Annotated in this window: 11 protein-coding genes; 7 read left to right on the forward strand and 4 right to left on the reverse strand. The window is 48.6% G+C overall.

Translation table 11 applies throughout. From position 1 onward, the window contains the following. Positions 1-131: 131 nt before the first annotated feature. Positions 132-866, reverse strand: coding sequence for a sugar phosphate isomerase/epimerase family protein (locus C1A10_RS10905; RefSeq protein WP_242968913.1), 735 nt, complete (start codon positions 864-866; stop codon positions 132-134). Between the two features lie 338 nt (positions 867-1,204). Between C1A10_RS10905 and dctP the strand changes: the two genes are divergently transcribed. The 3 genes from dctP to C1A10_RS10920 all read left to right on the forward strand — a co-directional run bounded on the left by dctP (position 1,205) and on the right by C1A10_RS10920 (position 4,287). Next, entirely contained in the window at positions 1,205-2,317 is a 1,113-nt protein-coding gene (gene dctP, locus C1A10_RS10910) for a TRAP transporter substrate-binding protein DctP (protein ID WP_242968915.1), read from the forward strand. A gap of 183 nt (positions 2,318-2,500) precedes the next feature. Next, a complete protein-coding gene (locus C1A10_RS10915) occupies positions 2,501-2,989 on the forward strand; it encodes a TRAP transporter small permease (protein ID WP_101910292.1) in 489 nt (162 codons plus the stop codon). A gap of 17 nt (positions 2,990-3,006) precedes the next feature. Next, complete coding sequence (locus C1A10_RS10920) at positions 3,007-4,287, forward strand: TRAP transporter large permease (RefSeq protein ID WP_101910293.1); 1,281 nt, start codon at positions 3,007-3,009, stop codon at positions 4,285-4,287. A 121-nt stretch (positions 4,288-4,408) separates the two neighbouring features. On the opposite strand, the gene C1A10_RS10925 is transcribed toward C1A10_RS10920, so the two are convergent. Next, the gene (locus tag C1A10_RS10925) at positions 4,409-4,807 is read right to left on the reverse strand and encodes a sugar phosphate isomerase family (RefSeq protein ID WP_101910294.1); all 399 of its coding nucleotides are present in this window, start codon (positions 4,805-4,807) and stop codon (positions 4,409-4,411) included. A gap of 95 nt (positions 4,808-4,902) precedes the next feature. On the opposite strand from C1A10_RS10925, the gene C1A10_RS10930 reads away from it, so the two are divergent. Further along, positions 4,903-5,052 carry a sporulation transcriptional regulator SpoIIID gene (locus C1A10_RS10930; RefSeq protein WP_423241419.1) on the forward strand — a complete coding sequence of 50 codons (150 nt, stop codon included), beginning with the start codon at positions 4,903-4,905 and terminating at the stop codon, positions 5,050-5,052. A gap of 288 nt (positions 5,053-5,340) precedes the next feature. Here the strand turns inward: C1A10_RS10930 and C1A10_RS10935 are convergent, their stop codons facing one another. Then, positions 5,341-6,198 carry a damage-control phosphatase ARMT1 family protein gene (locus C1A10_RS10935; RefSeq protein WP_101910295.1) on the reverse strand — a complete coding sequence of 286 codons (858 nt, stop codon included), beginning with the start codon at positions 6,196-6,198 and terminating at the stop codon, positions 5,341-5,343. Between the two features lie 57 nt (positions 6,199-6,255). Beyond that, on the reverse strand, positions 6,256-7,515 hold the full coding sequence (locus C1A10_RS10940) for a sn-glycerol-1-phosphate dehydrogenase (RefSeq protein WP_207654726.1): 1,260 nt from the start codon (positions 7,513-7,515) through the stop codon (positions 6,256-6,258). A 347-nt stretch (positions 7,516-7,862) separates the two neighbouring features. Here C1A10_RS10940 and C1A10_RS10945 point away from each other — a divergent pair, with 347 nt between their 5' ends. From C1A10_RS10945 to C1A10_RS10955, 3 genes are all read left to right on the forward strand, one after another. Further along, complete coding sequence (locus C1A10_RS10945) at positions 7,863-8,645, forward strand: DeoR/GlpR family DNA-binding transcription regulator (protein WP_101910296.1); 783 nt, start codon at positions 7,863-7,865, stop codon at positions 8,643-8,645. Between the two features lie 363 nt (positions 8,646-9,008). Beyond that, positions 9,009-10,136 carry an ABC transporter ATP-binding protein gene (locus tag C1A10_RS10950; protein WP_101910297.1) on the forward strand — a complete coding sequence of 376 codons (1,128 nt, stop codon included), beginning with the start codon at positions 9,009-9,011 and terminating at the stop codon, positions 10,134-10,136. 4 nt (positions 10,137-10,140) lie between these two features. Continuing rightward, positions 10,141-11,799, forward strand: a complete 1,659-nt coding sequence (locus C1A10_RS10955; RefSeq protein ID WP_101910298.1) for an ABC transporter permease — start codon at positions 10,141-10,143, stop codon at positions 11,797-11,799. The last annotated feature ends 8 nt before the right edge of the window (positions 11,800-11,807 follow it).

An 11,807-nucleotide genomic window follows, 5' to 3' on the forward strand; every position in this document is an offset into this window, starting at 1 on the left:
CGATGGCAGATGCCTCAGAGGCTGTATGCCTCCTTAAGGCCCTAAACTAGTTGACTGTTTACTTTATCATAAAGTATTTTTTATCAAAAGTAAAGTACACTTGACAGGTACGAGTATGTAGATTGAAAGGCCTATGATTGCTGCGCCTGCCGGCTGGCCTGATGCAGGTAGCGGGCAGAACGGATGGTATCTTCCAGCTGCGAGACCTGAATATTCCCCTCAATTCCTACCGTCCCGTGGAAATGGTCTTGAAGCAGTTGGCGGTATATCTCTGAAAAGTCCAGTGAGCCAAGCCCGGGAAACGCCCGGTTGTCATCCGACAGGTGCAGCCGGGAAAAGCGGCCTGCAAATTGCGCCAAAGTATGTACAACGGGTGCTTCTTCAATATTGATATGGTAGGTGTCTGCCAGTACCTGCACATAGGGGCATTGCAGCTGTTCGACCAGTCCAAGCGTTTCCGGTATCGTACAAGCTATGCTTGACTCTCTGTGATTGGTTGCTTCCAGAAGGATAGAAACTCGCAAAGATTCAATAGCAGGTTTCAACAATTGCAGCGAGGACAGGAGCAATTGTCTTGCCGACTGTTCGTTCTGGCCGGGCCCCCCTTTAAAAAATCCGATAATCACGCCGCAACCGGCTTGGGCAGCATATTCCAAATTCTTTATGCATCCGTCCACAGCGGCCAAACGGTGTTTTTCATCCGAGTCACTCAGAGAAAAACCATGGGCTTTCGCATATGCGCCTGTAGCCAGCATATCCAGCTTTAAGTCAAATTGAAACAGGAGTTCGGTCAGTTCCCGGGGAGTGAGGATATCCAATGCAGGCAAATTCAGCTCTACGCCATAAAAACCATATTCCTGCAGCACTGCAAGGAGTTGCTTGAATTGAGGTAATTGATCCCGGCTTTCCAAAGTACATTGTAAACAGGTATTGAGCGGGTACGAACGATATGTCTGGGAGTGCATCGCAGTTTATTCCTTTCTGTTGGCTGGTTTGTGCCATGTTGATCATTATGACTATGATAACATATCATTTATATGTATACAATCATTGAATTCAAAAATTGTATACAAATTTTGAATTCAATATTTGTTCCAATTTTCAATTGAAAGCCGTATACACATTTGCTATAATCTAGTTAACAAATTTGACAGTGGTTATTTATAACCATAGGAAATTGAAAATGGAAAGGAAATTTTAACTTATGAACACGATTACAAAACGTTTTGTGGCCGGGGGACTCGCAGCCGTCATGGCTATGATGACTTCCGCCTGCGGCGGCAGCTCCGCTGCAAATACTTCTTCCACAACTCCCTCCGCCACTGATTCTTCCAGTGTTTCCGCTTCCGGTACTGATTCTTCCGGCGCAGCTTCCAGCGGCAGCGCGGCCCCCACCTACACCTTGATGTATGGTCACGCACAAACGGAAACCCATCCTTATCAGGCGGCTTTCCAAAGCTGGGCAGATGCCGTAAAGGAACGTACCAACGGGGACCTGGTGATTGATCTGTACCCCAGCAATACCCTGGGTTCTGAAGAAGATATCATCAACTCCTTTAAAGATTCCGACACCAACTGGGGCTATAATACCGATTTTGCCCGCCTTGGTACCTATGTGCCCGAGCTTGCCCTGTTCAATTTACCTTATTTTGTAGAGGATATCGATGATATCGAAGCAGTCAAAGAACTGGACAGCGTGCAGGGTTGGCTGGAAAAACTGGAAAAGGATTTCGATGTAAAAGTTTTGTCCTTAAACCTGGTACAGGGCTACCGCAATGTTGTGTGCGGTAAAGAAGTCAAAAAACCGGAAGACCTGAATGGCCTGACCCTGCGCAGCCCCAATACCGATATCTGGCGTGCCGGCGTAAGCTCGCTGGGATGCAGCGTTCAGGGGATGGGCCGCGGCGACATCTATAACAATCTGGTTAACAAGGTTATTGACGGTTACGAGGATGTTTACCCCTGCATTGTATCGGAAAGCTACTATGAGATTGATAATGTGAATGTGATCAGCGAGACCAAGCATATCCTGCTCCTGAACCCCACCGTCGTGGATGCGGGCTGGTTCAACAGCCTGCCTGAGGACTATCAGAACATCCTCATGGAAGAATGCGATAACGCCAGCACCGCCTGCTCCGGACAGATGCTGGGCGCATACACGGAAGAGGCAAAACAAAAATGCATCGACGAAGGCATGACCGTGCTTTCCAACTCTGAAATTGATGTAAACGCGTTCAAAGAGGCTTCCATGAAAGCTTACGAACAGTTGGGCCTGACCGAAACTTATAATGAAGTAAAGGCCGCTCTCGGCAAATAAGCTGCCCTTTTACAATCCACAGGTGCATCATGCCGCATCATGCGCATGCCATGATGCACCAATTTTTATTGCCCGGCGACATAAAATGACCGGTGCCCTGAGGGGATGCAAAGAACCGGGCCGGATGTTCCTCTGATACAAAAAATAAAGAGATAAAATATAACTTGAAAGGAAGTAACACGCATGAAGACCTTCTTTGCCGCGTTGAACAAGGTGGAACTTGCCATCACGATGACGTGCGTTGCGGGATTTACCTCCGTGCTAATGTTGGGGGCGGTATTTCGCCTGTGCGGTCATCCCTTGAACTGGTGCAACGATGTGGCCCTGCTGATGCTGGCATGGACAGTATTCTTAGGCGGAGATGTAGCTTTCCGTGCCGGCCGCATGGTCAATGTGGGATTGATGATTCAAAGATTGCCAGTCAGGCTGCAAAAATGCATTGCTGTCCTGGTCTATTTGATATTGCTGGCTATGATGGGTGCCATGGTAGTTCAGGGGCTTAAGCTTTGTACGAATGTAGGCGCGCGCACATTGGAGGGGATTCCGGGTGTAAGCTATGTCTGGGTCGCGGCGGCCATTCCGGTGTGCTTTTCGCTGATGATCCTCACCGCTGTCAACCGCCTGATGGATCTGCTGAAAAGCAACGACCCGGTGTTTCTATCAAAAATGTAAAGGGGGCAGTTTAAACAATGATTGCGGTATTTATTACATTCCTGGTTTTGCTGGCTATTGGTGTGCCTGTTGCCTACGCCATCGGTGCCTCCGGTATGGTGTTCTTTTTTCTTAATACACAGTTTCCCTTTACCCATATTGCCCAGCTGCCCATTACGCAGACACAGAATATCACCATGCTGGCTATCCCGTTGTTCATCCTTGCCGGAAATCTTATGAATAACGGCGGTGTGACCAAACGTTTGGTCAGCCTGGCAACCATGCTCACCGGCCACATGCGGGGCGGCCTGGCCCAGACCAGTGTGGTTCTGAGCACCCTGATGGGCGGATGCTCCGGTTCGGCAACCGCGGACGCCGCGATGGAAGCCCGCCTGCTGGGCCCGGATATGCTCAAAAACGGCTATTCCAAGGGCTTTTCTGCCAACGTGCTTACCTTTACCTCGCTGATCACCGCTACGATCCCGCCCGGGGTCGGACTGATTATCTATGGTACCACCGGCAGCGTATCCATAGGGAAGCTGTTTGCCGCGGGTATCTTCGTGGGGCTGTTCATGATGATTGTGCTGATGGTCACCGTCGCAGTCACCGCACGAATGAGGGGATATAAGCCCGTACGTGAAACCCGTGCAACCATCAGGGAGATCATCTTAAACCTGAAAGAAACCATCTGGGCTGTCATGTTTCCCGTTATCCTGCTGGTGGGCATTCGTATGGGCCTTTTCTCTCCGTCGGAAGTAGGAGCTTTTGCCTGCTTTTATGCCGTGTTTGTCGGGATCTTCATCTACAAGGAGCTTACCTTTGAGACTTTTTTAGCTGCCCTGCGCGACAGCATTTATGATATCGGCTCCATTATGATGATCGTCTCTCTTACCGCGCTGTTTGGCTACGGTATTCCGGTGGATAAGATCCCTCAGAAAATGACTTCCTTTATGACCGGCATTACAAACAGCCCCGCGCTCATTCTACTTATGATTATTCTGCTGCTGGTATTTATAGGGATGTTTATGGAGGGCTCTGTGGTGATTCTGCTGCTCACTCCGATTCTGTTGCCGATGTGCAAAGCGGTCGGAATTGACCCGGTACATCTTGGCCTTTTGATGTGTACCATTGTTACTATGGGCGTCAATACTCCTCCTGTCGGCATGAGTATGTACACGGTGAATACGATTCTGGGTTGTTCTCTTGAAGAATATTCCAAATCGATGGTCCCGTTCCTTGCCGCGATTCTTCTGGCAATGGGCTTACTGGCGTTCTTCCCCAATGTAGTGCTGTTCCTGCCCAATTTGCTGTATAGATGAATACCCAGTACGATAAAGTCCTGTTGTAAGCAAAAAACAAGGAGCGATATAGGCGGTTACGCCTATATCGCTCCTTGTTGTATTTTGTCTGCTTTTTAACTCCATATAACTGTGAACCGATTTATTTTAATAGTGTGCTGCTGTCCGGGTCAAGATAAAGCACAGCATTTTGGGCGCGGCGGAGGATTGATGCGGGACAATGCTCGCCAATCGAACCGTGGATTGTGTCATGAACCGCCTGTGCTTTTGTTTTGGCGGGAACCATGCAGAAATGATAATCCGCATGAAACAGAGTCGGTACCGTTAGGGTCAGCGCCTGGGTGGGTACATCAGCGAGGGAAGAAAAGCATCCGTCATGCACCTGCTGCCTGCGGCAGATTTCCTCAAGAGTTACGGCTTTGATGATTTTTTGATCTGAGAAATCGGCGGCGGAAGGGTCGTTCGGACTATGGTCATGGGGAACACGGTGTTTGAACAGGAAAATAGCCTCTTCTGCGCACCGCAGATAAATAGGAAGCAACTACTCTATGCTCCTGAAAGATAGGTATAAGCCGTTCTTTTAACTACCCCCTCTGCATATAGATGAATAGACAGAATAGCAGGGGAGGCTTTGTCTTGAAAGGATTGCCGGAGGAACGCGCCATTACGTTCGCACATTATATCATTGACCATAACACCACTGTTCGGGCCGCCGCTAAGGAATTTCATATCAGCAAAAGTACAGTACATATGGATGTAACAAAATGGGCCGGATATTTCAGATGAAATATCCGGCCCATTTTGTTTGGTTTGTTAGACTATTTACAAATTCATATATTGCTGTAACCGTCCAATGGAATAATATGCTGGATAAAAGAGGCTCACATTTGCTACTTTGTCAACAGGTCCATCTCGGGATACACCCTTTCTTTGATTCGTTTAAATTGACAATAGGAGCATAACGCTTGTTAAAGCGTTATGCTCCTATTGTCTTTCTACTGCTTTATCTTATTTGCATGTTTGGACACTTTTTGCTAAAAATTAAGAATCTGCACAACTGTTGCCATATGGGTATCACAAAGCAATAAAGACAAGGTCGTTCAGAGCTACTCCGGTTTCCGCAGCTACTAAATCACATTTTGCTTTGAGAATACAGAAGGTTTTCCCCCTAGCTTCCGTCTGGTTGCCAAGGGTTTCAAAGTTTGCCATTCCCTTGGCAATCACAAGCGGGGCCGCATCGAAAACACTGATCGCTTGGGGAGACACCACATGCCGCTCAAAGCCGATCAGCTTTGCGCCGGTTGTTACTACCTCGGTGAGCTGCGTCAGCCCTGTTTCAACGGCATCCTTCATAACCGCGTCATTCAGGATCGGTTCACCCTTTACCATATAGGTGACTTTTTTCCCGAGGGCTAAGAGTTCTTTTACCAACAGCTTATCAAACACGATTTCGCCGGAATTGTCCGCAAGGATTAACACGCTGCCCACCTTTTGCAGTTTTTTCCGAAAGTCTGGGTAATCACTGCGGGAAAATCCGGTATTTATGCCAAGCTGAAGCTCCTGCTTGATGTTATAGCTGTCACGAATTCCAAGGTCGATAATATTGCCTGCCACCGAGGCCTGAAAAGACATCAAAAGATTGTCGGATGCTTCATTAACAATCCTTTCCAAATAAGGGTAGTAAACCTGCGCTTCCCGGTTGGAAATTTCCTTCACTTCATAGAAAGGGTCGTCATTTTCGATCAATCTGTAGATTTCGCACAATGCCAGCGAGGAGTTGTAGGCCGGCGAATCTTCTTTGCTGTATGTTCTAATGCTGTCAAGAAGTCTGCATGTATTCCCGTAAATCAGATCTTCATCGTATTTTCCAAAGCGCATGGCGTTCACAACCTGTGTGACCATACAAGACAAGCACTGTGCGTGGGTTTTCATGCGATGTACCTCCGTCTGTACGAATTGTTTGACTTCGCGCGTATCCCCTGACACTGCTCAACGCATGGAGCCGATCATCCGGCGAACACGCATCAGCGTCAGCCGGTTGCGCACAAAGGGGGAGTAGTCCAGAAGCTGCGGCAACACCGATGGGTCCAGGTTCAGCTCCTCCAATGTGCTTTTCGCGCCGATTTCCCGGAACAATTTTTCCAGTTCCTCCTGCGTTGGCAATTCCTGAATCAGCTTACGGATGGCCGGCCAGCATTCCGTAACCTTTTCCGGCGAAAGTCCTGTCATGCAGTCGTCTTGGTTCTCTTTTGAGACAGAGGGCTGCAAGCGGACGCCGAAGATTTGGGAAAAGAAGGCATCGGACGCAGGCACGCAGGCATGCAGCAAAGGACGGATATCTTCCGCTTCGGCGAGTTTGTGATAGACTCCCGCGGCAATTGCGGTCCCGACACCCACTTTTTCGCCGTGGAGTGCCATGGTATGCAGCGGGAGACTTTCCGGTTCCATTTCAATAAAATGGGAGATATGGTGCTCCGCACCGGAGGCAGGGCGGGAATTCCCCATCATCTGCATCGCCAGACCGGACAGCAGCAGCCCGTAGGTAAGCCGCTCAAAAGCTTCGGGATCGTGTTTTGCTACCTGATGGCAGGAGTCGTGCACCGCGACGACAGCCTGACGGGTCATATCCTCGATGACCGGGCAGATAAATTCATCTGTGAGCAGGTGGGCAATGTTCCAGTCCAGAAGAGCCGTGTATTTGCCGAGAATGTCCCCGACGCCGCTCAACGCCAGATGAAGCGGAGCCTGACGAATGACCTCAGTGTCGGCTAACACCATTACGGGAGCAACACCGGGCATCGTTTTTTTGAACCCTTCCCATGTCATCGCGGAAACCGTGGAACAGAAGCCGTCGACACTCGCGGCGGTGGGGCAGGATATGAATGGGATGCCGCGCTCCTTCGCACAATAGCGGATGGTATCATGGATTGTGCCGCTGCCTACGGCAATCAGCACCTTGACGTCTTCCTCCAGCTGCGCTAAGACCATACCGGTCGCACGTTCGTTGGCATGAAGATTTTTTGGCGGCAGAACAATTTCCTGCTGCGCGGCCGGCCGCCTTAGCCCCTTGGCAGCATACGTGTTTTCGTCATATACTGCAGCGCGTTTTCCGGTCAGTCCAGCCTGGTTCATCCATTCGTCGAACCGTTGCAGGCAACCGCTTTCAATCCTCACCAGCCTGGTAAACATCTTGTGGTTATGCCCGCAGCGGCAGGGGCCACTAAGTTTCTTGCTATCGATCGATATCATCTGTATAACCTCCTTTAGCACCCGTAGAATAATTTTCTAATCAAATATTATTTAATTAAATCGAAACTTAATTCAAAAATAAAAACTTCGATTTGTTTCATATTATACAGCCGAATTTTTCCGAAGTCCAGTAGATATTGCAAAAAATTACAGCAATTCAACAGTACAGACTTACCGATAGTATATTATTTTCATTATATCAACCAATTGTAATATGGTCGAACTGTTGACTCAATCATAAATGGAGAGTAAAATATTAATATAGAATCGTAATTTACGAGTATTTTTTGAATTGCCGATAGGCGAAAATGATTTGAAAGATAGTTGACAGAGAAAGGTGAACGCCCATGCGGATTGAGGAAAGAAAGGATTATATTTTACACCAACTGGATAAAAAATCAGTGGTGACGGTTGCGGAACTGAGCAATGCCCTGGCGCTTTCCGAGGTAAGTGTCCGTAAGCTTTTGGCGGCCATGGAAGCGGATGGACGATTGAAGCGGACTTGGGGTGGCGCCATTTCCGCCTACGGGTCTTTGCGGGAATTCTCCCATAAGGAAAAAGAACCCCTGCATCTGCCGGAGAAAATGGCCATCGCGAAAGCCGCCTATGAACGCATCAACGACGGAGAAGCAATTTTTCTGGATGTGGGCACTACGACGCTGGAACTTGCGCGGCTGATTGTTGCAGGCCCGCTGCGCAATCTTCTGGTCAGCACGAATTCTATCCATCTGGCGATGGAATTGAGCAAGGCGTCTGATATCCACGTAATCGTCATCGGGGGCGAACTGCGCAGCAACATCTATTCCTGCGTGGGGTCTATTGCCGACTGGTCGCTGAAGCAGCTCTTTTTCGATAAATGCTTTATCAGCGGCAACCGCTTCTCCTTAGAGCACGGCGTTACAACGCCCATCTTTCAAGAAGCGGATGTGAAGCGCCTGGTACTTTCCGTATCGAAAGAAAAATGCTTCCTGCTTGACAGCAGTAAGTTCGGGGACGATTCGCTGGTACTGGTGGCCGCTCCCTCCCAGATGGATTTGCTGATCACGGACTGGAAAGCGCCGCAGGAACTGGCGGATGGTTTTATGGAAAAAGGCGTAGAGGTAGTTACCGCCAAACCGTCGGAAGAATAACCGCCGGGAACCCTGACAGGATCAATACCGCCAAAACAGAAGGCCGGGATATGCACCATTATGGTGCATATCCCGGCCTTCTGTTTTTATGGTTTGTTCTCGGATTCACAATTGAAAGAATCGAAATAAATCGCGCGAAGATTTTCGATTTGAAATCGAATGTTACAATTACGAAACATTTAGAAGCAAAATTATGAATTATTCATTCTTTAAAATAACATTGACGATAAAAAATATGGAAATGTTACAAACACGCTGTTTTTTACGGCTAAACCGAACGGATTCGGATGTAACTGTTTGTCATTTGTACTGAAGTTCTTACCGTGAGGATATGATCAATAGTCAGATGAGAGGAGAGTACATGTGAGCGTACGCATCAATATCAAAAACGCAAGGAAACAGTTTGGAGAGGTTGTCGTGATCCCAGATTTAAACCTCAATATCCGGGAAGGAGAATTTTTCACCCTGCTTGGGCCCTCCGGATGCGGAAAAACGACCCTGCTGCGCATGATAGCGGGCTTTAACTCGATTGAAGGGGGGCAGTTTTATTTTAACGATACCCTTATCAATCATATGGACCCCGGAAAACGCAATATCGGCATGGTGTTTCAGAATTACGCCATCTTCCCAAATATGACGGTTCGCAAAAATGTTGCTTATGGGCTCACAAACCGGAAGATACCGCCGGCCGAAGTGAAGAAGCTGACAGACGAATTTCTCGGGCTGGTGCATGTGGATCAGTACGCCGATCGTATGCCCGACAGGCTGTCCGGCGGTCAGCAGCAGCGTGTAGCGCTTGCAAGAGCACTTGTGATCCATCCCGACGTGCTGCTGATGGATGAACCACTGTCCAACCTGGATGCAAAGCTGCGTGTAGAAATGCGCACGGTGATCAAAAATATCCAGAAAAGCGTAGGGATTACCACCGTTTATGTCACACACGACCAGGAGGAGGCTATGGCGGTTTCTGACCGTATTGCTGTTATGAACGGCGGCGTGATACAGCATGTCGGTACGCCCAAGGATATCTACCAGCGCCCGGCCAATCTGTTCGTTTCCACTTTTATCGGGCGTTCCAATGTGCTGAAAGGCGAACTTATGGTAAAGGATGAAATCCCGTACATAAAGCTGAATTCTTTTGAAGTGCCGATGCTGAACATCCGCCCGGAGTATCTAGGAAACCAGAAAATCACGATTTCGGTCAGGCCGGAAGAATTGCTCATGCAAAAGGGCGAAGGCGATGGAATCAAGGCCACTGTGGATGACAGTGTGTTCCTCGGGTTGAATACACACTATTTTATGCATCTTGAAGATGGCACTGAGGTGGAGTCCATTCAGGAATCAACCATTGATAGCATCATACCAAACGGTTCTGTAATCCGCCTGATGATCAATACACAAAAGGTAAACCTGTTTACAGAAGATGGATCCGCCAATATCCTGATCGGCGTTCAAAATGACATTGAGACGCAGACACGCGAGGAGGGATAAGGCTATGGTGGTAAAAACACGCAAAAAACCCGATGTCTGGACAACCGTCAGCGGATTCTTCCTGCTGTTTTTCGCTTTATTTCTGCTATATCCGCTGTTTGGAATCCTCAAAGAGTCGATCATAAATCCCGGCGGGGAGTTTACCATCTCGGAATTTACGAAATTTTTCTCCCAGCCTTATTACAGTAAAACCATCCTGAACAGCTTTAAGGTTTCCATTGCCATTACAGCGGCCACACTGCTGATTGGAATTCCTTTTTCCTATTTCTACACCTTCTACCGTCTCAAGGGGGCAAAAACACTGTTTGTTGTCAGCATTCTATGCTGCATGTCTGCTCCATTTATTGGCGCTTACTCATGGATTCTTCTTTTGGGGCGTTCCGGGGTGATTACTCAGTTTTTGAAAAACAGTCTGGGCATCAATATCGGCAGCATTTACGGGTTTGGCGGCATTTTGCTCGTGCAGGCGCTCAAGCTGTTTCCGCTCGTGTTTGTATATATGAACGGCGCTTTCAAAAACATCGACAATTCCCTGCTGGAAGCATCAGCGAATATGGGCTGCACAGGCGTAAAACGCTTTTTCCGGATCATTTTGGGGCTGTCGATGCCGACGATTCTCGCGGCGGCCCTGGTGGTATTCATGCGGGCTTTTGCCGATTTCGGCACACCGCTGCTGATTGGCGAAGGCTATCGCACCTTCCCGGTGGAAATCTACAACCAGTATCTGGGCGAGGGCGGCGGCAACCATAATTTTGCGGCGGCAATCAGTGTAATTGCTATCTTTGTAACAGCGCTGGTGTTCTTTCTCCAAAAGTATGCCACCAGCAAGTTCAACTTCTCCATCAATGCGCTTCATCCGGTGGAAAAGAAAGAGCCAGCCGGGGTAATCGGCGTGCTAATGCATGTATATTGCTATCTGCTGGCGGCAGTTGCCTTCCTGCCTCAGCTGTATATCATTTATCTGTCGTTCCGCAACAGCAATCAGGGGGTTTTTCTGGAAGGGTATTCGCTGGCGAGCTACGAAATGGCTGTTAAAAAGCTGCTGGGCCGCTCAGTTAAGAACACCATTGTGATGGGAATCGGCTCACTGGCCATTATTATTGTTTTTGCAATACTGATCGCTTACCTTGTAGTGCGCCGCGCCAGTTTCGTCAGCAACACAATCGACACCATGTCCATGCTGCCATACATCATGCCGGGCTCGGTAATCGGTATAGCCCTTGTCATCGCTTTCGGCAAAAAACCGCTTGCTCTCACCGGCACCATGATCATCATGATTCTGGCGCTGGTAATACGCAGGATGCCTTATACCATCCGTTCGGCCACTGCCACACTGATGCAGATTCCGATGAGCATTGAAGAGGCATCTATCAGCCTGGGGGCTTCTAAAATGAAAACATTTTCAAGAATTACGGTCCCCATGATGTCCAGCGGTATTATTTCAGGCGCTATTTTAAGCTGGGTTTCCATTGTAACAGAGCTTTCAAGCGCCATCATCCTGTATAACAACCGGAATATCACGCTGACTATGTCAGCCTATGTGGCGATATCCCGCGGCAATTACGGCCTGGCAGCCGCGTTTTCAGCCGTGCTGACCGTACTGACCAGTGTGTCGCTGCTCATCTATCTGGCAGTAAGCAAATCCGAGGACATTCAGCTCTAGCGGGTTAT

Source organism: Marasmitruncus massiliensis, from assembly GCF_900186535.1.
GTDB classification, from domain to species: domain Bacteria; phylum Bacillota; class Clostridia; order Oscillospirales; family Ruminococcaceae; genus Anaerotruncus; species Anaerotruncus massiliensis_A.